The 22,569-nt window shown below is 69.2% G+C and carries 22 protein-coding genes; 13 read left to right on the forward strand and 9 right to left on the reverse strand.

Translation table 11 applies throughout. The features are described 5' to 3' along the window. Nucleotides 1–1,252 precede the first annotated feature (1,252 nt). A complete protein-coding gene (locus FOF52_RS17600; RefSeq protein WP_248591017.1) occupies nucleotides 1,253–3,058 on the forward strand; it encodes a site-specific integrase in 1,806 nt (601 codons plus the stop codon). 90 nt (nucleotides 3,059–3,148) lie between these two features. Here the strand turns inward: FOF52_RS17600 and FOF52_RS17605 are convergent, their stop codons facing one another. From FOF52_RS17605 to FOF52_RS17615, 3 genes are all read right to left on the reverse strand, one after another. Next, nucleotides 3,149–3,280: a DUF397 domain-containing protein gene (locus tag FOF52_RS17605; protein ID WP_425265558.1), complete on the reverse strand. Its 132-nt coding sequence runs from the start codon at nucleotides 3,278–3,280 to the stop codon at nucleotides 3,149–3,151. 416 nt (nucleotides 3,281–3,696) lie between these two features. Beyond that, nucleotides 3,697–3,888, reverse strand: a complete 192-nt coding sequence (locus FOF52_RS17610; protein WP_248591018.1) for a DUF397 domain-containing protein — start codon at nucleotides 3,886–3,888, stop codon at nucleotides 3,697–3,699. 10 nt (nucleotides 3,889–3,898) lie between these two features. Continuing rightward, nucleotides 3,899–4,741, reverse strand: coding sequence for a helix-turn-helix domain-containing protein (locus tag FOF52_RS17615; protein WP_248591019.1), 843 nt, complete (start codon nucleotides 4,739–4,741; stop codon nucleotides 3,899–3,901). A gap of 200 nt (nucleotides 4,742–4,941) precedes the next feature. Between FOF52_RS17615 and FOF52_RS17620 the strand changes: the two genes are divergently transcribed. Together FOF52_RS17620 and FOF52_RS17625 are read left to right on the forward strand one after the other, a co-directional pair. Further along, complete coding sequence (locus FOF52_RS17620; RefSeq protein ID WP_248591020.1) at nucleotides 4,942–5,352, forward strand: hypothetical protein; 411 nt, start codon at nucleotides 4,942–4,944, stop codon at nucleotides 5,350–5,352. A 14-nt stretch (nucleotides 5,353–5,366) separates the two neighbouring features. Beyond that, nucleotides 5,367–5,651, forward strand: coding sequence for a hypothetical protein (locus FOF52_RS17625; RefSeq protein WP_248591021.1), 285 nt, complete (start codon nucleotides 5,367–5,369; stop codon nucleotides 5,649–5,651). Nucleotides 5,652–5,814: 163 nt separating this feature from the next. On the opposite strand, the gene FOF52_RS17630 is transcribed toward FOF52_RS17625, so the two are convergent. The 6 genes from FOF52_RS17630 to FOF52_RS17655 all read right to left on the reverse strand — a co-directional run bounded on the left by FOF52_RS17630 (nucleotide 5,815) and on the right by FOF52_RS17655 (nucleotide 11,567). Next, nucleotides 5,815–6,621, reverse strand: coding sequence for a hypothetical protein (locus tag FOF52_RS17630; RefSeq protein ID WP_248591022.1), 807 nt, complete (start codon nucleotides 6,619–6,621; stop codon nucleotides 5,815–5,817). A gap of 851 nt (nucleotides 6,622–7,472) precedes the next feature. After that, nucleotides 7,473–8,375 carry a MinD/ParA family ATP-binding protein gene (locus tag FOF52_RS17635; RefSeq protein ID WP_248591023.1) on the reverse strand — a complete coding sequence of 301 codons (903 nt, stop codon included), beginning with the start codon at nucleotides 8,373–8,375 and terminating at the stop codon, nucleotides 7,473–7,475. Nucleotides 8,376–8,402: 27 nt separating this feature from the next. After that, entirely contained in the window at nucleotides 8,403–9,725 is a 1,323-nt protein-coding gene (gene eccD, locus FOF52_RS17640; RefSeq protein WP_248591024.1) for a type VII secretion integral membrane protein EccD, read from the reverse strand. Between the two features lie 60 nt (nucleotides 9,726–9,785). Beyond that, entirely contained in the window at nucleotides 9,786–10,778 is a 993-nt protein-coding gene (locus FOF52_RS17645; RefSeq protein WP_248591025.1) for a TNT domain-containing protein, read from the reverse strand. A 116-nt stretch (nucleotides 10,779–10,894) separates the two neighbouring features. Then, the gene (locus FOF52_RS17650; RefSeq protein WP_248591026.1) at nucleotides 10,895–11,200 is read right to left on the reverse strand and encodes a pore-forming ESAT-6 family protein; all 306 of its coding nucleotides are present in this window, start codon (nucleotides 11,198–11,200) and stop codon (nucleotides 10,895–10,897) included. Between the two features lie 25 nt (nucleotides 11,201–11,225). Further along, nucleotides 11,226–11,567, reverse strand: coding sequence for a hypothetical protein (locus FOF52_RS17655; RefSeq protein ID WP_248591027.1), 342 nt, complete (start codon nucleotides 11,565–11,567; stop codon nucleotides 11,226–11,228). A gap of 200 nt (nucleotides 11,568–11,767) precedes the next feature. Between FOF52_RS17655 and FOF52_RS17660 the strand changes: the two genes are divergently transcribed. The 10 genes from FOF52_RS17660 to FOF52_RS17705 all read left to right on the forward strand — a co-directional run bounded on the left by FOF52_RS17660 (nucleotide 11,768) and on the right by FOF52_RS17705 (nucleotide 22,125). After that, the gene (locus tag FOF52_RS17660; RefSeq protein ID WP_248591028.1) at nucleotides 11,768–12,106 is read left to right on the forward strand and encodes a hypothetical protein; all 339 of its coding nucleotides are present in this window, start codon (nucleotides 11,768–11,770) and stop codon (nucleotides 12,104–12,106) included. A gap of 68 nt (nucleotides 12,107–12,174) precedes the next feature. Beyond that, the gene (locus tag FOF52_RS17665; RefSeq protein ID WP_248591029.1) at nucleotides 12,175–12,519 is read left to right on the forward strand and encodes a DUF6507 family protein; all 345 of its coding nucleotides are present in this window, start codon (nucleotides 12,175–12,177) and stop codon (nucleotides 12,517–12,519) included. A gap of 175 nt (nucleotides 12,520–12,694) precedes the next feature. Next, nucleotides 12,695–15,916: a hypothetical protein gene (locus FOF52_RS17670; RefSeq protein ID WP_248593981.1), complete on the forward strand. Its 3,222-nt coding sequence runs from the start codon at nucleotides 12,695–12,697 to the stop codon at nucleotides 15,914–15,916. Nucleotides 15,917–15,923: 7 nt separating this feature from the next. Then, complete coding sequence (locus FOF52_RS17675; protein WP_248591030.1) at nucleotides 15,924–16,517, forward strand: hypothetical protein; 594 nt, start codon at nucleotides 15,924–15,926, stop codon at nucleotides 16,515–16,517. Beyond that, nucleotides 16,514–17,461 carry a hypothetical protein gene (locus tag FOF52_RS17680; protein WP_248591031.1) on the forward strand — a complete coding sequence of 316 codons (948 nt, stop codon included), beginning with the start codon at nucleotides 16,514–16,516 and terminating at the stop codon, nucleotides 17,459–17,461. The genes FOF52_RS17675 and FOF52_RS17680 overlap by 4 nt, the downstream gene beginning before the upstream one ends. Before the next feature lie 80 nt (nucleotides 17,462–17,541). Further along, nucleotides 17,542–18,021, forward strand: a complete 480-nt coding sequence (locus FOF52_RS17685; RefSeq protein ID WP_248591032.1) for a toxin-antitoxin system YwqK family antitoxin — start codon at nucleotides 17,542–17,544, stop codon at nucleotides 18,019–18,021. A gap of 495 nt (nucleotides 18,022–18,516) precedes the next feature. Then, nucleotides 18,517–19,479 (forward strand): hypothetical protein, encoded by a 963-nt coding sequence (locus FOF52_RS17690; protein ID WP_248591033.1) that lies wholly within the window; start codon nucleotides 18,517–18,519, stop codon nucleotides 19,477–19,479. Between the two features lie 493 nt (nucleotides 19,480–19,972). Then, nucleotides 19,973–20,476 (forward strand): hypothetical protein, encoded by a 504-nt coding sequence (locus FOF52_RS17695; RefSeq protein WP_248591034.1) that lies wholly within the window; start codon nucleotides 19,973–19,975, stop codon nucleotides 20,474–20,476. 42 nt (nucleotides 20,477–20,518) lie between these two features. After that, nucleotides 20,519–20,989, forward strand: coding sequence for an antitoxin YezG family protein (locus tag FOF52_RS17700; protein ID WP_248591035.1), 471 nt, complete (start codon nucleotides 20,519–20,521; stop codon nucleotides 20,987–20,989). A 542-nt stretch (nucleotides 20,990–21,531) separates the two neighbouring features. Then, the gene (locus FOF52_RS17705) at nucleotides 21,532–22,125 is read left to right on the forward strand and encodes a hypothetical protein (protein WP_248591036.1); all 594 of its coding nucleotides are present in this window, start codon (nucleotides 21,532–21,534) and stop codon (nucleotides 22,123–22,125) included. Nucleotides 22,126–22,569: the final 444 nt, after the last annotated feature.

The following is a 22,569-nucleotide window of genomic DNA, read 5'->3' on the forward strand; positions in this document are numbered from 1 at the left end:
GGTGTCTCGGCGCTGTCCGCCGTGGGGATGACCGGTCGCCTCGTCGAGACGTGGCGGTCCACTGGAGGGTTTGCGGTCGCGCCCTTTTCCGTGGCGTTGCCGGAGGATGCACGCAACGTAGTGGGCTGTTGCCGGTCGCAGTGGCTGTCGCACGAGTTTTTTGCTGTGTACAATAACGTTTGGTGCCGTCCGAATTTCTTCCTGTGAGGCACAGAGCAGTTCTCTCTATAAAAGGAACCGAGAATCTGCGGTTAGGGCGGGAAGGATGTTTCGTTCCGCCGTTTTGCGGTAGGAGACCAATCGTCACTGCCGCGCAGGCCGGTGCTCACAGACCGCGCGTGGGACGCACTGCGGCCGGAGACGGTCGCGGGTGCTGTCGTGCGCGCAAAAGAAGGGCCCCCAAACGCCTGGCCTGGAAACCGTAGCGTTTGAGAGCCCTTGCCGGGGCCTCGGTCTCAGAGCCCCAGGAGGATCATCGCCCAGCGGGTGAGGATCTCCAGGAGGTCTCCGAGGCCGAGGCCTCCTTCTTGGGTGCGGTCGTACACGCTGATCACGTCAACGATCAAACGTGCCACGTAGTTCCCGTAACGGACGGCCTCCAAATAGTCAGACCATACGTTCACCGACTTCTTGCGGTGCTTTCCGATGTAACGGGTTCTTCGCACCCTGTTCCCCTCTCTCTATGACCGCTCGGTCGACCGGACGGCCGACCGCTTTCTCGGGCTGGGATGCCGGAGAAAACCAGGACTTCACTGTTTGCGGTGCGGAGAAGGGACTTTCCAGGAGAGGGCCTGTGTCACCTTCCCGTCCCGGAGGCGGGTACAGGAAAGCAAGACCGGCTCTTCCCTTTGTTGACGGGGTGTCAGGAAATTTGTCTGGGGAGACGGGAGGCACTCCCAGCTTTCAGGGTCCCGGAGTCCTCCGATTCACCCGGAGGTCTTCCAGCGCCCTGCGGGCCTGCACGGGTCTAGGTGCAAAGAGGGGGTATTCCGTCCGAGAACGCTCCCGGTCCGACGGACCCCGGCGGTCCACACAGTTTTCCTCGATGTCCTTTCCGTGGGACGTTGCTACCTGACGGACGATCATATCTTACCGCTTTGCCCCACTCGTCCCTTTGATGCATATGCACGTGCATATGCTAGAGATATACTTATAACTGCACGTTGCTGACTTCCTGATCCGAGATGAAAAGTCATAGTGAAAACCGGACAAGAAGCGTCAGACGTTCGCACATGTGCAAAAAGGGGATGGGATGTCGTGGTTGGCGGAGCGGAGTCGGAACTTCTACGAGTCTGATGCGCGGCGTTTCGCCGAATGGTGTCGGAAAAGAGGAGAAGATCCGCTTCCAGCCAGTGAAACGACCATCAGATCCTATGTAGCCCACTTGAGAGAGCATGGAAGAGCCGCCGCGACCATCAAACGGGCGCTCACCGCGATCCGGTACACACACCGCGCACACGGACTGGCGTTCCCCGACTGCCCCGTCGTCCTGGCCCCGCCGCCCCGCACCCGCAACAGCTCCGGACGGGCGCGCCCGCTGCGACTGGAGGAGCTGAGGCGCCTCGTCGACTCCCTCCCCTTGGACACCCCCGCCGGCCTGCGCGACCGCGCCCTGTTCCTGCTGGGCTTCTTCAGTTCGGCCCGCCCCCGCGAACTGCTGCTCCTCGACGTCGATCACCCGATCCACGCCCCCGACCCCTGGGCCCCCCTCCCCAGCCGGCGAGGCAGCAGGAGAAACACGCCGCTTGTACTCTCCGCCCTCCCGGACATGGCGGAACTGAACCCCCTCATCGCCGTGCAGGAGTGGAAGCGCCAACTGGCCGCACAGGGCATCCACGAGGGGCCGCTGTTCCGCCGGATCGACCGCCACGGACGCGTCTTCGGAGGAGACCGGATTCCGGCAGGCCGGTCGGCCGGAGACGGCCGCCTCAGCGTGCGGGGGTACAACGGCATCGTGCGCACCCGCGGTGCCCAGGCCGGTCTCGACCTCCGTGGCCTGTCCACCACCTCGTTGCGTCTCGCCGACCCGGCCCGACAGGCCAGGGAAAGGCGCCGCATGCACGCCGCTCGCAACGGTCGACCAGCGCTGAAGAGCGAATGGCGGTCAGTGGCGTCGGAATACCAGTTGACGCAGCGGAGGCAGCAGGAACTCCCTCGCAGCGGTTCGCCTTCCACCGATGGCCGACCGTCCGCTCCTCCCCACGTGGACGGGGCCCCGCCCGAGGCAGCGGGCGCGGAACCGCAGATCACGGGCCACCGCTGTCAGGACCGTGGTGGTCGGACGGCACGGTGCGAAGGCCCCGAGCGGCCGCGGCCCGAGTGCCGCGACGGGTTACCCTGTCCCCTCTGGTCCGGTGGACGAGGACGGGAAGCGGTGGGCACGAGCGATCCTGCGGCTCAGTGTCGGGTCGAGTTCGACGCGGAAGTGGTCTTCAGCAACGGCGGTTCCCTGCGGACGGAGGGCTTCCGCCTCGACATCCCCGGTGACGACATCAGTGACGCCGAACTGGGCGAACTGCTGGTGCGCCACCTCGGCCTCCTGATGGTCGAACGGACGACTATCACCCGCAAACAGCTCATCCGGGAACCCCACAAGGGCTCCCGGGGCACCGAGGGCAGCAACGGGGAGCGGACGGTCGTCGACCTCACCGGTGAGGCGACGACGGCCGCCCTGCCCAACGGCCTGGAACTGGAACGGTCGGTGGACCTGCCTGTCGCTCTGGTGCGGCTGCTCGGTGCGGAGAAGCCGGTCGCGGACCGGCTGGCCCTCGCCGCCCTGGAGCTTGCGGGGCACGCGGTCCTGGTCCACACGGGAACAGACGGCCCCTTCCTGACCGACGAGGCCGCGGAACTACTGGTGGAGTGGGGAGCGGCCCTGGTCGCCTCCGACGCGCGAGGCCCGGTGCCGGACCTGCTGCCCCGGGCCGGAGTCCCGGTGGTGACGGGACTGGCGAACCTCGACGCGCTGCCCCCGTTCGGTACCCGGCTGCACGCGGTGCCGTTTCCCGGGGCGGACGGGCCGCCCCGCGTGCGGGTCTACGCCGTCGCCGGAGGGTGACGAAGACTTTTCCTCTGGTCCCAGAGGGGACAGCATGGCGGCGGGAATAGGTTGCGCGAGGTCCCGGCCAGGCCGGGACCTCGCGGTGTTTCAGAGTTCGTTGTTCTTGAGCGTGGTGAGGAACGCCTGCCACTCTGCGGTGTCGAACACCAGGTGTCCGAGCTCGCGGTGCTCGGAGTCGCGGACAGCGGCCCCCGCTTGAAGCGGGCCACCTCGACGCAGTTGTTCAGGTCGCTGTAACTGGACTTGCGGAACCGCAGTTCACCGTCTGGAACCAGGTTGCCCATCGTGGCCTCCTAATCTCCTGCGTCAGGCCGCCGTGGAGCTGTTCTGTGCCAGGCGGGACAGGAAGTCCTCGCGTGGCATCGCGTGCTTGTGCCGCCCTAGCACCTCGATGACGTATCTGTCCAAGCGCGGCGCGGCCTGCGGGGTGGGGGCGTCGGTCAGGCATAACAGCCCTTGACCTGTCCTCCGGCCCGCCACCGGCGTCCCCCAGTTCACGTCCTCTGGGCTCGCTTCCCCTCATCCTGCCAGGTCATGGGGGCCTTCTTCAGGGCCACAGTTCGGGATAGCATGGCCGTGGAACGAGTACATGGAAGCTCTCGGCGACGTCGGTCGCCGAGGGCTTCCGCTCTTGGTCAGAATGTGTCCTGCTTGACGGCGTCGATGAAGGCACGCCACTCGGCGGAGGAGAAGAGCAGGCTTCCCTGGTCACGGTTCTTGGTGTCGCGGACAGCGGTGACTCCGGGGGCGTCGGCCACCTCGACGCAGTTCTGCTGCTGGGTGTAACTCGAAGTACGCCAGCAAGCACCTTCAGGAAACACGTGCATGGTGTTCTCTCTAATGTCTGATCATCTGCTTCAGATAGGGGATCGTTCGTTCCTCGTCCAGGGCGGAACTGCGTATGTGATCCCACAGCTTCCTGTATAGGGCGATTTCTTCGGGTCGCTCCAGGTACAAGCCGTCGGTGAACGTCTCCAGGTAGACGATCGGAGATGCGGGTTCCAAGAACTCCATGATCACGAACGGCCCGGTCACGCCTGCATGGATTCCAGCGCTGGTAGGCAGTACCTGGATGGTGACGTGGTTGGACGAGTCGGCGAGGTCGATCAGGCGCTCGATCTGCTCCCTCATCACATCAGGAGCGCCAGCCAGACGTTGGAGAGCGTGCTCCTCGATCACAGCCCAAAGTTCCGGAGGGTTCTCACCGGTGAGAATCTCTTGGCGCTTCATACGGGCTTCAACCGCGCGCTGGATGTCTTCAGGGTTGCGCGACAGCCGTGCGCGTTGAAGGAGATGAGCGTAGCCGGGAGTCTGCAACAGTCCGGGAATGCCGGAAGCCTCGTAGTTGGCGATGTGGGTAGCTTCCGCCTCCAACTCGACGTATGAGCCGGTGAGGATGTCGTCGTAGCGCGTCCACCAGCCGCGCTTCTGGGCCTGGCGAACCAGGGTGAGCACGGCGTCGTACCTGGGGTCGTCAGGGGTTACGCCGTACTCCTGCAACAGCGCTTTGGCCTCGACGACGCTGAGCCTCTTCCGTTCACCCGTCTCGATGTGTCCGAGCTTGGCTCTTGACCATTCGAGCCGCCGGGCTGCCTCTTCGAGACTCAATCCGGCGTCTTTACGCAGGCGCCGGAGGATCGCGGAGAGTTGGCGCCGCCGAACTGTCGGGCTTGCCGCCATGCGCTTGCTTCCTCTCCCACGCTGGTTCCTGAACGTGCTGATCGTAGCCTCCTGGCGAGAAAACGGACATTTAGCAATCTATGGATTCACATTCAAAGGCTAGAGCTTGAAATCTAGATTTCTAGCATTCACTATGGGTGTGTACTCGTTCTCCTGCCGTCCCGTTCCAGACGGCTCAGTCATGCGCGAGGAGGACGCCCATGCGTCTGGTCCGCACCCTTGTCCCCCTGCTGGCGGCGCTTCCGCTGCTGCTGGCCCGCACCGCCCTGCCGCGAACGCGGCGGCGGGTCGCCGACCGGCCTGCTCTGCGCCGTGCCCGGCGGCCCCAGGAACGCCCCGTGCCCCGCCGCGCTCCGCGGCCCCGCCCCTACGTGCCCCGGCACGCCGTGCCGCCGACGGCGGACGAAGCCGAGTTCCACCGGGTCGCACGGCGGCACGCGCCGCTGTGGCAACTGAGCTACGAGCCGCACGACCTCGTGCCCTACCTGGCGCGCCACCGGGTGCTGGGCGACCTGCTGATCGGCTGCACCGACTTGGACGCCCTGGACTTCACGCTCACCGAGTTCACGCCGCCCGGCTACGCCCGCGCCTACCTGGGCCGCCACCGGTGAGAGGGGCGGACGACATGGACCTCACCCCTGAAGAAGCGCGCCTGCTGCGCGAACTCGCCGACAGCCTCGTGTCGGGCACGCGGGACCGCACCTACTGGCTCACCGGAGTGCGGCACACCTGCCTGGCGCTGCTGCACCAGATCGCCCTGTGGCTGGGCGAGTCCTGCGGCGAGTGCCACCCGCTCACCGGCACCGGGTGCGTCCGTCCCGACGGCCACGTCGGCTTCCACACCGACGTGTTCGGCCACCTGTGGCCCCAGGGCCAGCACGGGATCGCGCAACCGGAACCGGAGCCGTAGCCGCCGAGCTGCCGCGCCCCAGCGGTTGGGGAGACCCGACAGGCGCTGGGGCGCGGCCCGCTCTTAGACACCTCCGGTCATGGGCCGGACAGCGCGGAGCCCCGGGACGTTCGGGGCCCGGGGCTCCGATGTGGCGTCTGTTTTGAGGGCGTCGGGGCCTGGATCACCCCAGCCGCACTTTGCGGCGGGTGACCCGGTAGATCGCCCGCCGCCACCGGGCGCGCGGCAGCGGGGGAAGGCTGGCCAGTCTCCGCTCGTACCCGGGACGGTTCAGGTCCCACAGGTCCTCCGGCGCCGAGGAGGCGACCGGGTTCGGCACGACCGGGGGAGGCTCCGGCAGAAACCCGGTGAACTGGACCGCCGTCGGGACGTCGTCCGGCTCCGGTAGCGGAGAGACGGCCTGGAAGGGTTCCTGGGCGGGTTCCGGGCCCGGCGTGGAATTCGGATCGATGATCCGGGTGAACTCCTGGACCAGTCCCGCATCGGGCTCGGGGGCCGGTTCCGGTTCTGGAGCCGGGGAGACGGTCCGGGCTGTCTCCTGGACGGGCTCCGGTTCAGGCTCCGGGGGAGGAGCGGTGATCCGGGCGGTCTCCTGGGCCGGTTCCGGTTCGGGCTCCGGCTGGGGTTCGGGTTCGGTGACGGGCTCGGGAGACGGCGCGACTGCCCGGGCGGCTTCCGGCTCCGGTTCCCGTTCGGGAGCAGCCTTCGGTTCGGGAGTCGGATCGGTGACGCTGACGGTCTCCCAGGCCGGTTCCGCTTCCGGCTCGGGGGCCGGTTCCGGTTCCGGCTGCGGGGCAGGCTCCGGCTCGGCGGACTGCGGTGCGACATCCTGGACCGGTTCGGTCTCCGGCTCTTGGACCGCCTCCGGCTCCGGAACAGGGACGGGAGGCGGGGCAGGAGGCTGCGGCACCTGCGGGGGTTCCGGGGACGGCGGCACGTCCGCCACCGGCTCGCGGACCGGCTGCTCCACCGTCTTCGGCGGTTCCGGGGACCGCGGCGGCGTGGGAACCGGAGGCGGGAAGGCCACCTGGGTCGGCTGCGCCTCGACCGGCGGGCTCGGCGGAGGAGCGGTGTGCGCCGCGGACCTGGGGTACCGCGGAGGTTCGGGAGACAGCGGCTCCGGCGGCGACACGGGGTGCCGCGGCACCGCCGGGCCGGAGAGGAACGCCTCCGCCGCGGAGTCCGCGGGGACCGCCGTGATCGGGGTGAAGCCGAGAGGATTCGTCGCCCCCCTCGCGTCCTGGGGGCCCGAAGGCTGGTCGGAGGCACCCCGGCGGTGCGGGCGGGGCCGCGGCGGCGGCTCGGGCCTGCCCCACGGCGGGGGCAGCGGAGTCACCCGCGGCCGGTTGCCCGCCCAGGACGCGGAAGGCCCGGTCGACCAGGAGGACGCGGAAGCGCGCGGGCTGGTCTGCGGCCCGGTGTCCGGTCCCGGCTGGTGGCTCGCCTGCGGCCCGGTCTGCGGTCCCCGTTGCGGGCCGGTCTGCGCCTCCTGCGGCCGGTTGCCCGCCCAGGACGCGGAAGGCCCGGTCGGCCACGACGACGCCGCAGCCCGTGGGCCGGTCTGCGGCCCCGTGGGATACGGGGGCACCGGTTCCGGGGCCGGGTGGTGGACCGGAGGAGTCGTGGGAGGCGGATACGGCCCGGGGACGCGCGGCGGGCCCTGCGGACCGGTGTCGGACGCCGCCCCCTGCTCCGGCCCGTGCCGTCGAGGCTCCCCGGGAACCGGTCCCCGGCCGCCGGGCGCGGGCTGGTCCGGCGGCGGACCAGCGGGAGGACGTGCCATCGTCTCCTCACTCCTTCCGGAACTTCCCCGAAACCGTCTCACAACGACCGGCGCAGGACCTCCGCGGCCACCCGTGTCACGGTGGTGTGCGTGGCCCGGGCGAGGCGGCGCGGATCGATCACTGAGGTCGCCGACAGGTGCCGGTCGCGGCCCAGCCGGAACACGCCGATCCCGTCCCCGCGCAGCAGGTCGAGCGCGCCCGCGAGGTCGAACGTCGGATCGGAGCCGGCCTCCCCGGCCACGAGGACCACCACGGTCCGCGAGGGCGACGAGTCGTCGCCGGCGGCGATCAGGCGGTCGAGCGTCCGGCCGACGCCGACCACCCCGTCCCTGGTCTCCTCCGCCACCACCACGTGGGCGTGCGCGCCGGCGGCCACGGAGTCGCGGAGCTTTGCGGGCAGGCCGCTCCCCGAACGGACGACGGTGACCCCGAAGAACCGGGACAGCGGAAGCAGTGCCCCCCGGTAGGCGCGGGCGTCCAGGCCGTTCCCGTCGTCGCCCGGAGTCCCCGGGAGCAGCCACAGCCGCTCCCGGACGGCGCACAGCAGCGGTTCGACGGCGTCGAACGAGTCCGGCGGGTTGCCGTCCGCGACGTCGGCGAGCGACCGCCGCGCCCGCACCCCGAACCGCCGTGCCAACGGGGCCGTGCCCGGGTCGACGTCCAGGGCCAGCACCCGGTCCTGCCGGTAGTGCGCGAACGCCAGGGAGAGCAGCGCGGCCATGGCGCCCCCGTCGACGCCGTCGCGCGGACCGTGCACCGCGATCCGGCGGCCGGTCACGATCGGCCGCTGCACCGCCGCGCCCGTCTCCACGGCGGAGCGGACGTCGTCGACGGGGCCGAACACGCGGACGAGCCACCGGCCGGCGCGACGGGGCAGCGGGTCCCCGTGCACGGCCGCCGGAGCGTCGCCGCCGCCACGCGACTCCAGGACCTGGCCCATCTCGTCTCCCTCCCCGGGCGCAGCGGATCAGAACGTGCCGAGCAGACGCTGGTAGGTGCCGACCACCCCGAGAGCCACCGGGACGAGCGCCACCAGGGCCACCGCCTCGACCTGTCCGGCGATCCGCCGCAGCCGTGCGCGGACGTGCTCGGGCGGGTCCGTCATGAGCGCCAGGACCGGGAAGACCAGGGCGGCCCCCAGCACCCCCGCGGCGGGCCACACCGTCCACCACGTCTCGTCGGCCCAGGCGAGCGCGGGAACCGCCAGGACCACCACCGCCGCCGCCAAGAGGGACGCCTTCTCGACGACCAGCGGGAACATGCGGGACCGGCTCGCCACCACGATCGCGAGCAGCCCGGCCAGCGCCGCCGTCCACCCGCTGAACTCCGAGGCCAGCCCCACCCCCGCGGTCGCCGCGAACACCGCCACCGCGACGGTCGCGAGCACCATGCTGCGGTGCACCTCGGTCAGCGCGCCCAGTACGTCGGAGCGGCCCACCTCCGTGCCCGCGCTGCGCCGGTCGTCGAGCGCGGAGAGCCCCGACAGCGCCAACGCGGTCCGCAGCAGCACGCTCAGCAGGACCACGCAGGCGACGGCCGTCACCGCCGCGATGTGCGCGGACGCCAACCCCAGCAGCTGCGCCGCCGACCACAGCACGGTCAGCAGCAGCGCCAGACCGCCTCCGACCAGGCCGGCCCTGCCGAGCGGGCCGAGGCCGAGACCGAGCACGAGCAGGGCCGCGACCGCGGTCCACCCGCCCCACAGCGTCCAGGCGGGAAGGTCGTGCAGGTGTACGGCGTACCACAGCGCGAGCCCGCCCAGGGCGCTGCCCGCGAAGGACAGCGCGGTGCCCAGCGGCTCCCGCCAGAACCTTCCCAGCAGCGGCCCCAGGACGAACAGCAGCGCCGCCGCGCCCGCGACCACCCACAGGCCGGTCGCGCCGCCCGACCCCGTCCACACGACGCCGCCCAGGGCGAGGGACAACGCCGTGGCGGCCGCGGTGGCGGTCCACCGGGCCGCGTCCGGCGTCCACCGGCCGCGGTGCTCGTCGAGCGCGTCGCTCACCGTCTCGGGCACCTCGTGCACCACCGGAGCGGGCAGCGGGTCGTCGGCGCTCACCAGACGCAGCACCGCCCCGTCCGTTACGCCCTTGTCCGCGAGCGTGGCGTCGCCGTCGAGGATGACACCGGAGGACGTCGTGAGGTGGCGCAGCCGGGGCGGGTTCTCCACCGGGTCGCCGAGCAGCTCCAGGACCTCGGGCAGCAGCGCCCCGATCGGTTCCTGGGCGGGCAGAACGGCGTCGACCCGCCGCCGTTCGCCGACGAGCGTCACCCGGCTCCAAGACGTCATCGGGCTCTTCCAATCTTCTTCCGGGCCCCGTTCGGCCCCGGAGGCTCCTCGGATGTCGGTCTAGTCGGGAACACCGGTCACCTCGACCCGCTCCAGGTAGCCGTTGCGCAGCAGCCAGCGGATGCTCGGCAGCGGCACCACCTGGGTGAAGCCGTGGGAGTCGACGGCGTAGCGAACACCGCCGCCCGGATGCGGCCCGGAGGCGGGGGAGAGCGAGGCGTTCACCACGAACGGGTAGATGACGCGGTACCGATGGTAGACCGGCGGAACCGCCGCGGAGTCGGCCGCCTCTGCGGGGGTGCGGGCGTACTCGGGAAGCCCCCGCTGCCCGAACGGCATCCCGTCGGGGAACAGCAGGGAGCCGCTCTCCGGGCCGAACGCGTCCACGATCTGCCCGGTCTCCAACGTCACCTTGGCGGAGTTGCCCGGGTTCTCCGACAGCCGCGTCTCGACCTGCGCGACGAACTCGGCGCCCTGTTCGGCGGCCTGCTGCTCCTCCTCGGGGGTGAGCCGGTCGGGGGCGGTCTCCACCAGCGCCAGCTCCTGGTGCAGCCAGCGGGCCGTCTCGTCCTCGGTGCGGAACTCCGCCCCGGTGCGGCCCTGCTGGAACTCGATGATGCTCACGGAGTAGCCGTCGGCTCCCCCGGTCACCAGGTAGTAGCTCGGGACGCTGCCGGCGTCGGGACGCGGCTCGTCCGGCAGCACGTACAGGTCCTCGGGGACCCCCGCCCGGTCGAGTTCCTCCACCAGCATCTCGAAGGTGACCTGCGTGCCCACCCAGTCGGCGGGCAGCGGCGCCGTGGCGGTGCTGGACGGACCGGACGCGAGCTGCTGCTGCTCCTCCTGCTGGCTCCGGAACTGGCTGCTCGCGAACGACCAGCCGACGGTGCCGCCGCACGCCACCGCCGCCAGGCACACGCTCGCGACGACCTTGGAGATGCCCTCGTCCAGGCGCCTGCGTGTGCGCTGCCCGCCGAAGAGCACGGCTTCCCGGAGGCGCTGGCGACGGACCGCGACCGACTCCAGCAACTGGCTGTCGTAGTCGCGGGCCATCGGGCCTCCCTTCCGGGGACGTGCGGACCGCCGAACAGGTCCGGACAAGGCTGGGGGAGGGGCCGGTCAGCCCCTCCCGGAAGAGTGGAGAAGAACGGTGCGGGCGCGGCGCCCGGTCAGATGGCCTGCACGGCCGCCTGCGCCTTGCTGAGTGCCGACTGCGCCGTGCCGTCGTTGGCCTCCAGGGTGCTGCGCACCAGGTCGATGATGTCGCGCACCTCGTTGGCGGCGCTGTGCCACTTCAGTTCCTTGGCGCTGTACTCCTCGGAGACGCCGGTGGCCTCGAAGTCGGCGAGCGCCCGGTCGACGTCGGCGTCGCGCTCGCCGATGATCGCCTCCAGGCGGCTCATGATGGTGTGGAGGTTGCCCTGCGCCTCCTGGGAGGCGCCGAGGTCGTAGCTGTTGCGTCCGGTGCCGCTCATCGGAGTCCTCTCTGGTCGGTGGGGGTCAGGCCGTGCGGAACTTGGCGGCGTCGAAGTTGGCGGCGCTCATGTTGCGGTTGGCTTCGTCGGCCATGGACTGGCTGCCCTCGGAGAAGGCCGACTGCATTCCGCGCTGTCCCTGGTTGATCGACCCGAGTCCGGCGTTGAGGTCCGCGGTGATCTGGTCGGCGCGACTCTTGAACGAGTCGAAGGCGGCCTTCCCGGCTCCGTTGAACTTCCCCGACAGCGGTTCGGCGGCGTCGATCAGCTGCTTGATCAGGTCACCCAGCTCGTCCTGGGAGCCCGAGGTGTTCTGCGCCAGGGTGGTCAGGGTCTGATCACCGAAGTCCCAACGGGATGACGACATCTGTTCACCTACTCCTCGCTGAACCTGCGGCGGGACGTCTGCAGGGTGAGACGCTCGCGGGGAGCGTTCGGTTTCCGGAAGGCCACCCGGATTTTATCGGAGGGAGATGAGGCCCTGGAAGGCAGTGCAAAGGACTGCATAATACAGGGGGAAAACGGGCCGGAGAACCGGCGTCGGAACGGGCTCCCGGAGGCGGTGAAATGAAGTTCGAGCTGGTGGAACCCGCTGACTGGGACAGCGCGGATGAGCAGGGGGAATCCGCTGACGAGGCGCGGGAGGAGACCGGCGACTCCCCCGAGGAAAACGCCGAGGCGGGCGAAGAGGGGTCCGAAACGTCCCCGACGGACCGCCTGAGAACCGCCACGGCGGAATTGAAAACCCATGTCAGGGCCAGTGCGGCGCAACTCGGCCCGGTTCTGGCCCGGCTGCGGGAGTGCGTCGTCTCGCTCGACTCCGGTGTGGCCGGTTCCGGCCACGGCGCCGGGGTCCGTCCCCCCAGCAGTTTCCGGGCGGAGAGGTTCGGCGCGTCCGGACGGTGAGGCCGGACACCGATCCCGGCCCGGCCCGGACGCGTCGGACGAGTTGAGAGGAAAGGAGACGGTCACGCATGTCCGGATGGGACCTCAACCCCGGAGAGATCAACGTGGTGCTGCAGAGCGTCGGGAACCACGTGGGCGGTGAGGACGGCAAAGGCGGCCTGGTCGGCCTGCTCGACACCTTCGGCACCCACGTCGAGGAAGCGGGCACCAAGTGCGACAGCGTCCCCATCGGCACAGCCCTGGGGGAGTTCATGGAAGAGTACACCGACAGGCTGAAGGGGATGGTCGACAAGAGCATCAGCGCCATCACCGGATGCAGCGACGCGACCATGGCGTATGTGAACGGCAACCTCGAAATGGCGGCGAAGGCGCAGCGGGGCATCAACGAGACCCCGGAAGAGCTCGGACTCTGAGCCGGTCAACGGACCCGCTTTTCTCGACTCTGCGTTTTCCCAGGTCAGCGGCACTTTTCGGAAAGGGCGAAAAAAAAGAGGAACCCGGCGGCGACGAAGAGTGTCCAAACAGACGAAGTCGGAACGGCTGACCGGAACGTGACGGGGTCGGCCCACGGGACTCTGGGGTGCTGTGATGAGCGACGGGGTGATCGATCCGGAGAAGATCTCGATTCCGAACGCTGATCCGGACGAGATCGAGGCCGTGGGAAAGGCGCTCAAGGACGACGGCTCCGACATCGGACAGGCCGGCGCCGACATCAAAGCCGCCTGGTCGGGGCTGGAAGGAAACTACATCGCGCCGGAGTCCGAGGAACTGCTCGCGGCGGTCAACCCGGTGGCCGACGACGCCGACGACATGGAGACCAACATCCGGACCGTGGGCCAGGCGCTCGTCGACTTCGCCGCCGACATCCGCCCCATCCTGTCCCGGTGGAAGACCCTGAAGGCCGACGCCGTGGAGTTGTCCGAGCGGATCAAGGGCGACGACGACTGGCGCAAGGACGAGGACACCGTCGAGGAGCACAACCAGCTCAACGACGACCTGCTGGCCGTGCAGAACGACTACATGACGGCCGAACGGGAGTGCGCCAACAAGATCACCGCACTGTTCGGCGGCACCCGTTTCATCGCCGGGGCCGCCGACGGCTCCACCGTGGCCGACGACGGCGAGCAGGTCTACGGCTTCACCGAGGCTCCGGAGGGCGTGGAGACGCCGTGGGCCAAACCTCAGGAGTACGACGCCCCCTGGTGGGAGGACGCCTGGAACGGCATCGCCGACTTCGGGGTCGGCATCGCCCAGGACCTGGCGGGCATGGTCGGCCTGTACAGCGAGGAAGGCGGCTGGGGCGCCGGCTCGTGGAGCGAGTGGGGCTCCAACCTGGGCGAGTACTGGGGCGGAACCCTGGAGGGCCTGGGCAGCCTGGTCGGTTTCTACGGCGAGAACGGCTGGGGCGTAGGCTCGCTCGGGGAGTGGTGGGGCAACTTCTCCACCGGCTGGACCGAGTTCGCGCACGCCATCGTGCCGTGGCGGGAGTGGGGCGACCGGCCCGGCTACGTGATCACGCAGAGCGTGCTCAACATCGGCAGCATGTTCGTGGGCGGCTCCGGCGTGGTCAAGGCGCTGGCGCAGGGTGCGCGCCGCGTCGGCGGCCGGGGCCCGGACGCCCCGGACGTGGACGCGCCGTCGTTGAGCCGGGTGGACGCCTCCGACCTGTCCGGCGGCCTGGACTCCGGCCAACTCCGGGCGAACCTGGGCGACGCCGTGGACGGGCTGGACATCGACACCTCCCGGCTGGGCGACCTCAACAACGCGCTGGCCAGGGCCGACGCCTTCGGCGACTCCGGTTCGTCGCCCAGCCCGACCGGCGGCGGCACCTCGCCCGCCGGCGGGGGCTCCGACGGGCCCTCCTCCACCCAGACCTCCCACGGCGGCACCGGCACGCCCGGCGGCACCGGTGACACCCCGGGCGGTACGACCGCCGACACGCCCAGCGGCAAGCCGGATAACACCGGTGACGCTCCGGGGACCGTGACCGCCGACACGCCCGCACCCACCCGCGGTGGGGACGGCACCCCCACCACCGACGCGGGTGACACCGGCGCGGCCTCGCCCAGCACGGACACCCCCGCCACCGCCCACGCGGATGCTCCCGGGGCCGACCGTTCCGGGAGTGGCGACCGTGCCGGTGACCGCGACACCGCTGACGCGGCGGCCGACCTGCCCACCACCGAATGGATCGAGAACCAGGTCAGCCAGTTCCGCAGTGAACTCGACCTGGCCGAAGTGGACGGCGGCATCGCCAACCGTCTGGCCGAGGACCGCCAGCCCGCCCTGGTCCACGCCGGCGCCCCCGAGGCCCGTATGGAGATGGGCGGCCACAGTTCCGGAAGCAGCGGCTCCTTCGACCTCTCGCCCAGCGCCCGCCACAGCGACCCCGGCGGTTCCGGTGGAGGCGGCGACTCCTTCGACCTCTCCCCCAGCGCCCACCACAGCGACCCCGGAGGCCCCGGAGGCCCCAGCGGGCCTGGCGGCCCCAGCGGGCCTGGCGGGCCTGGCGGCCCCAGCGGCCCCAGCGGGCCTGGCGGGCCTGGCGGCCCCAGCGGCCCCAGCGGGCCTGGCGGGCCGAACGGGCCCGGTGGTCCCGGAGGGCCGAACGGTTCCCACGGGCCGGACGGTTCCCATGGGCCGGATGGAGGTAGCGGCCCCAACAGTGCCAGGTTGGATGGGCATGGCGGCCCTGGTGGGTCGAATGGGAACCACGGACCCGGACTGGGTAGAGAGGGCGACAGCGGTTCCGGTTCCGCGGGAGACGGCACCGGTTCCCGTACTTCGCCGCAACAGCGAGGAGAGCTGGACGGCAGCGCCGAAGACAGGAACAGGGACGGAGAAGGCCAGGACCGCTCCGGCACGTCGGAGAGCCGGGATGCCGCCGAAATCGAGGAGAGGCCCCAAGACGCGGGCGGCGGCTCCGAAGAGCGCGGCGGTGACCGAGGGGAGACGAACGACAGGGAAGACGGGGCCGGAAGGGAGAACGGACAGGAGTCTCCCGACCCAGAACGGGAACAATTGCTCGCGCGGGCGGAGAAACTGGAGGAGAGCCTGCGGAGAGCGGGGCTGAGCGACGAGCAGATCGCCCAGCTTCGAGGGGACAACCCCCGTGACGGGCACGCCTGGCAGCGGGCGGCGAAGGCGGTGGGGCAGGAGTTCAGCGCGAAGGTCGCGGACAAGATGCACCCGGCAGCGACGAAGTTCGCTTTGGAAGGGGCCTCGAATCCGAAGGAGTTCGCCTACCGGTACGAGTACTACCACGCGCTCTTCGATGAGGAGGTGGCGAATCTCAGGAACGCTCCTGAGACTCCGGAGCAACCGAGGATTCCGAAGAAGAGGGTTCCTGTCGTCGCGGCGGATAATCTCCTGCAGCGAGACGTTTTCGCCCAACTCGAGGCCGACCTTGAAGAAGTGAGGAACAATCGGAGCGGGACGGCGAGTATCGACCCGAAAACTCCCGATACTGAGATCGACCAGGCGGTGAGGGAACGCGCGGGAGAGATCAGCATGGGGAACGAACTGTCGGCCGCCTACCACGTCCGAAAGCATTACCGGGAGATTCCTCAGATCGAACAGACCGGAAATCCGGTTGCCGATTACCACAACAGCGCGGAGAGGACGATCCGTGAAGGAGAGTTGACGGATCGTATAAAGAGGGACGGCGGCGGTGAGATTCTCAACTATCGGCGTGAGGTGGTCGAGACAGACGGGACAGGGGCCGAACGGGTCAGAATACTTCGCGCAGTGGTCGTCGTCGCGCCGAACGGAGATTTGATCATGCCGACGTACGGAGCGATCAGAGGGTGAGCGGAGTATGTCCGGTACGCAGAGTCGTTTTTCCTCGGCATCGGAGCTGATGCGGAACGTTCTCCTGCTTCTCGAAGGCGGGAGCTCCGGTGCGGGGGCCTCCGAGGCGGAAGGGGCGATGGAGTGGATGTCCGACTTGGGGCGTCTGCTCCGGGAGGCCCCTCCGGCGGACGGGGAGCTTCGGGAGTTCAGGGACCGCCTCACCGATCTGCTGGGGCGTGAGCCCAACCTCACCGGTCTGCGGAGGTACCTCCACCAGTGCTCCCTCTACGCGCAGCGTGGCCGTCTCGACGGTTTCGAGAGTGCCTGCTGGATGCGGACGGGACTGGAGGTGTTGAAGGAGGAGTGCGTCGCGTGGGAGCGTCCCTCCAGTGCGGGGATCCGGGAGGAGTTGGAGGAACTCGAGGAGATCGACGAGATGATCGAGAGAGTCTCGGACGAGGCTCCTCCCATCCCGGAAGAGGACATCCCCGGTTGGGTTCCGGAGTCGCACTGGTGGTGGCGGGCACCCGAACAGCAGGGGATGAGCCAGGAGGAACGGGAGCGGCGGCTCTACTACGAGGCGTACGACGTACTGGACGAATGGGCTGAGAAGCATTGACCGAGCAACCCTCTGCCGAAGAAGCTGCGGCGGCACGGATACTGGCCGACCCCGATCTGGTCAGACGGCGACTGGCCGCGGACCTGGCTGCGGTCGAAGCGTTGGGGCGCGGCGGGATACACGTCGACGTCGCGGCTGACGTCGCGGAACTGGCGGCAACGGTACGTGAGTACGCCGATCGCGTGGGTTTCCAATCCCCGATCGAGGCGGCTGCCCTTTCCCGTCGGCGGTTGCGTGAGATTCCTGTGGTGGAACGCGAAGCCGGTACTGCGATCGAGGCGTACCATCGAGCAGCCTCTCGGACTCTCTTGTCCGGAGAGTTCGTCGGCTACCGGAAATCTGAGGATTCCCGGCTGTTTTCTTTCCGACGCACGGCTGACGAGGCGGCGGGAACCACTGTGACGCTGGAAGCCCGCGTGCGCGTGGAATCCGATGGAGCGGTGTGGTTGGACTCCTTCGGATGGCCGGTGTTGTCTGGAGACTGCCCGGTGTACTCCTTCAACGAGTCGGTGCAGGAGTATGTCGCACAGGCGCTGGCAGACCTGCGCGATGGAGCAGTGCCGTTCGACCGGACGATGTTGATGCTGCTGGCCAGCACACTGGGCACAGCCGGGAGTCCGTTGGGGGACGGACAGCGACTGGAGGTCGCCGGGGAACTGGTCCAGCACGGAGGGCTGGCCGGTTACCTGTACCAGACGCAGACCTACGCCCGCGCAGCCGGGGAAGAGGGATGGTTCGGGGCCTGCCTCTACCGTTCGGCCCTGGAAGCGGTGTTCGAGAACTTTCTCGGCAGTGCCGCCTTCTCACTGGTCGACATGGCCGTGGTCGACGAGATCGACGAACAGCTGAGGAGACGCCTTCCCGAGGCGCCCGCGTCCGCTGCTGCCGTGCTGTCCGGGATTCCGGAGCATCACTGGTGGTGGGAAACCGCCGTACGGGAGTGACGCCTGGAGGGAGTGGAGAACCCGGCGATCCCCGCCCACGACATCACCCGTGGGGGTGAGCCGTCGTGGGCTGAGAGGCATTGACCGAGCACCCTTCGCGGAGGAAGCCGCGGCAGAGCAGAGGACGGACGGTTCCGGTAGGGGCGGAGCCGTCCGAGGAGCCAGCAGCGGTCAGGGGCGACGAGGAGGACCTCGACTTCGAGTACGACATGGCCGTGTACGAGGGGGAGCCGTTCACCGGGGAGGCGGTGGAGTACGACCGCGACGGAAAAATGGTCGCTTTGACGACCTACCGGAACGGCTACGAGGACGGTCCGGCCAAACAGTGGTTCCCGGACGGAACCCTGCGGGTCGAGGGAGCGACCTCCTACGGGGTCGGAGCGGTCGGGCTCTGGAAGGAATGGGGGCCGAAGGGGAATCTCATCAGTGAGAGGGAGTTCAACGAGAAAGGTTTTGTTGTCGCCCTGCGCGAGTGGGACGACGCGGGAAACCTGGTGAAGGACGAGACCTACCCCGGGTCCGTCGAAGAAGCCGGGACGTGGCCGTCCAGGCGTCCGTGAGGACGGCCCACCGAGCCGGACACGGCTCCCGGCCGGGGCGGGCGGGGCGTCGGAAGCCCGGTGCACGCGCTGACCAGAAGAGCGCGGCGGAGGAAGCGGAGGGCCCCTCGGCGCCGAGTCCTCGTTCTTCCCGGGCGGGGAACGGTCGGCTGCCGCGGACCGCTGGATCCGCAGGCCTCCGGTGCTGCGCAGCAGGACGCGGATCTCCTCGGGGACCGGTGCCTTCCAGGAGTCCATCTCCTCGTCGGTCAGTCCGGGCAGCAGGGCCACGCTCCCTTCCAGGGCGGAGGCCGCGGCCGCGCGCGGCCTTTCGGCCACCTCCTTCGGGTCGGGGGCGCTGACCAGGATGTTCGCCATGTTTTCTCCCGTGGACGGTCCGCACGGCACGGCCGGAAGACCGTCGGGTTTCGATGCTGCCCTCCAGGAGGTCCGGGACCGGCTCCGTCAGGGAGTCCCGGGAGAATTCTCGCGGAACGCGACCGCGTGGGAGGACGGATGGTGGGTGGAACTGTGGACTTCTACGTCCGGGACTTCCCCGGGCTGGTGCGGCTTTCCGTGGCGGCCGCCAGGGCTTTCCGCTCTCCCGCGCTCATGGCGGGCGCCGAAGAGGCGCGTTTCTCCGTCGACCTCGAAGCCCTCGTCGGTGCCCCCGGCAGCGCCGAGGTGACCGTCGAGGAGCTGCTGGACGAGAGCGGCGAAGGAGAAGAGATGTTCTCCGGCACGGTCCTCGAGTCCTGCAGGTACGAGATCTCCGTGGAGTTCAGCCGCCGTACCGAGGCCGAGGCTCCCGGGCAGGGGCGGAGCATCGGGCGGAAGCTGTTCCAGCGGCTCGTCGCCCTCAACACTCCGATGGTCTATGCGGTACGCGACGCGGAGGCGCTCGCCGCGGAGTTCTCCCCCGAAAACGGGGTACGGGACTTCACGCCCCCCGTGGACATCACCGACGAGTCGCTGAAAGCGGAGTCGGTGCTCTCCTCGCCCGTGCCCAGGCCCTCCCCCGGAAAGCCCGGCCCGACGGCCGCGAACGTGTCCTTCAGGGTCTCCTCCTTCGGCAGGCTGGTGATTTTCGAGCCCTTGGAGGGAGACGGCGGTGCCGCACTCGGCCCGATCATCGAACTCAGGTCCTCCCCGGAGGAGACCGAACTGGTCGGGAACGCGGCGGAGGCGGTGGTCGACTACCTGTCCGGAGGAGAACTCGGCGGGCGGGTGGACGACCCCCTCGGAGTGATCGCCACGACGATCGGGACGACGCCCGAGAATTTCACGGACCAGGCGTCCTGCTTCCTGGTCACGGTCGGGAGCGGGGAGGCGGCGGTCGCTTCGTGGCGCTTCCGGGGAGGTGCCGGGGCGTCCGGTGGCCCCGGTCGCGAGGTGCTCCGTGCGGCCCTCCCCGCGGACAGCGGGGCATGGGGTGCTCTGCTGCGGCAGGCGTTCGGCGAGGTCCGTGGAGGCTCCTGACCCCCTCGGGGGGAACAGCGTGGCGCCGACGACGGATGACCAACGCAAGCCCCTGACCGCGGTTGTGCCGGTGAATCGCCGTCCGGTTCCGCTCGGTCGGGTGAGACGGTCCGCAGGGTTCCTGCTCGATGGCGGCGTGGCGCGGACCGTTGATCGGACCGCTCTGTTCGGGGGCGGAGCCGTCCGAGAACCCCGGAACGGTCAGGGGCGACGGGGAGGACCTCGACATTCGAGTACGACATGGCCGTGTACCGAGAAGCCGTTCACCGTGTGGGCTGTGGAGTACCACCGTGACGGGGCGGGTCGTTGCGCCGACGAACCGGAACGACTGCGGGCACGGTCCGCTCGCCCCCGATGGACGAGCCGACCAGAAGGATCGTGGAAGAGGCGGGGGAGAGGATCCCGCTCTGATTTCCCCGTGGTTGTCCGCATGTGCTCTCCCGGACGCTGCACTCCGTGACGAACTGGTGGAGAAAACAAGGGAGGAATTCCAGTGACGGACGGATCGGCTGCGCGTCTCGCCCGGCGGATAATGAACATCGACTGGACCGAGAAACCGGGAAACAGGCTCTCCCAGGTGAACCTCATGCGGGAGTACCTGCGTCGCTCTGCCTGGTGGTCTGAGGAGATCGGTTCGCTGTGGCCCTTCGACGACTTCGCTCGGCGGGTCGACCCCGACGTACGAGCCGACCAGAAGATCGTGGAAGAGATGGAGGAAAGCCTCCCCACCCTGGTTTTCCCCATGGTCGTCCGCACGTGTTCCTGGTCGCTGCACTTCGAAGCCCTGCGGGATGCTGAGATCCAGATCCCCGACCTGCCGGATCCGTTCGAACCGCTGCTGCTCATGTACGAGCGCGGGAACTCGTTCAGCATGGAAGGTACAGGGTACGTGGAGGTTGGAACCACGGCGATACCAAAATGGAGTAAGGACGAATACCTCAGCTCCGAGCCTTTTGCTCCCATGGACCGAGAACAGTTGGACGACATGGACAACTGACTCCACGGGACCAGACGGAGATGCGGACGGCAAGGAGGACCAATGGCGGTCTCTCGCTTCCGGCGGGGGCATCTGAGCCCTCCTGAACAGCAGCAGATCCTCACGCAGATCGGAACGAAACTCCTTGTGGAGGTTCCGGAGGACTGGGAGAGGGTCACCTATTTCATCCAGTCCGTCGTCGACCATTCCAGTGCGGAGGTGGTGGTCGAGTTCCCGGACGGCACGAGCCGGAGGGAGTCCCTTCCCGCGGAGGTGTTCTCCCTGACGGACGAACTCCGGGCGGGGATGTACCAGGAGGGCAAGGGAACCTGGTTCTCCATGCGGTACGTGATCAGCCGGCCCGGAAAGTTCAACGTCGACTTCAACCACGACGAGGACCCGGGCATCACGTTCCCCACCTCCCAGGGGTTCACGAAGGACCTGCGGTACTTCCCGCGCGAGGAGGCGAACATCCCCGAATGGCTCCGGGAGAAGTTGCGGGAGGAGGCCGAGGGGCGGGCCGACCAGCTCTGACATCCGGACACCTCGGAACGGAAGAGCAGGGCTGCCCGACTGGCTCTGCCCCACGGTGCACCACACGTGTGTGTGGGCGCTGCACTTCGCGGAGTTGCGGCGGTCCGGGGCGAAACGGCCTGCCTTCCCGGATCCGTTCGAGTCGCTGCTGTTGACGGACGAGCGCGGCAGCGGGTTCTTCCCGGACGGGACGTGGCCGTCCAGGCGTCCGTGGGGACGGAGCACCGAGCCGGACACGACTCCTGGTCGGGGCCCGGTCGGGGCTGTTGCGGTCAGGGGATCGCGGCGAGGGCGCCGCGTGCGGTCTCGCGGCCTCTCCTCGGGAGGCCGGGGTGTTCACCGCCTCCCACTGAGGGCACGGGCGGCAGCGGCGTCGGAGGGGAGAAGGTCTCCGCTGGACGTTCTCCCGGGGCACGGACATGCACGACTGTCACGGGGCCCTCGTGTGCACGGACGGGCTGGGACGCTCCACCGGCGACCCGGCAACGGTCATGGCGAGAGCAGCCCGGACGCTGGGCGACTACGCGGAAGGCGGGTGGAGTGTGTCCGGTACGCAGAGTGGGTTTTCCTCGGCATCGGAGCTGATGCGGAACGTTCTCCTGCTTCTCGAAGGCGGGGTTTCCGGTGCGGGGGCCTCCAGGGCGGAAGGGGCGATGGAGTGGATGGCCGATCTGGGGCGTCTGTTCCGGGAGGCCCCTCCGGGGAACGGGGAGTTGCGGGAGTTCAGGAACCGTCTCACCGATCTGCTGGGCCGTGAGCCCAACCTCACCGGTCTGCGGAGGTACCTCCACCAGTGCTCCCTCTACGCGCAGCGTGGCCGTCTCGACGGTTTCGAGAGTGCCTGCTGGATGCGTACGGGGCTGGAGGTGTTGAAGGAGGAGTGCGTCGCCTGGGAGCGTCCCTCCAGCGCGGGTATCCGGGAGGAGTTGGCGGAACTCGAGGAGATCGACGGGATGATCGAGAGAGTTGCGGACGAGGCTCCTCCCGTCGCCGAAGAGGACGTCCCCGGCTGGGTTCCGGAGTCGCACTGGTGGTGGCGGGCACCCGAACAGCAGGGGATGAGCCGGGAGGAGCGGGAGCGGCGGCTCTACTACGAGGCGTACGACTTACTGGATGAATGGGCTGAGAAGCATTGACCGGGCACCCTCCGCAGAGGCGGCCGTAGCAGAGCAGAAGCCGGACGGTTCCGGTCCGGGCCGCCGCGTGCAGCCTTTCGGCCGCCTCCTCCGGATCGGGGGCCGGCCAGGCTGTTCACCATTGTCTCCTCCCGCGGACGGTCCGTGCGGTACGGGGTACTCGGAAGGGAAGGCGGGGCCGTTCGGGAAAAGGCCGGGCGCGGTGCGGAAACGGCGAATGGAAAGCCCGGCGCCGGTGTCGAAAGGTGATGACACGTCTCCGGAGGCAGAGGCGGGAACCGTTGTTCCGACGCCCCCGGAGGCTGGGGCCGGTCCGGCGTCGGAGCCGTTGGGAAAGGGCGGGGAAGCGGGCGACAGTCGGGGGCTTCCGCCGTTGTCCACAGCCGGACGGAATCGGAGGATGCCGTCCGGAACGCCTTATATACAGTACGTGTGGTGCCTGCC

The organism is Thermobifida alba (genome assembly GCF_023208015.1).
In the GTDB taxonomy this organism is placed as follows: Bacteria; Actinomycetota; Actinomycetes; order Streptosporangiales; family Streptosporangiaceae; genus Thermobifida; species Thermobifida alba.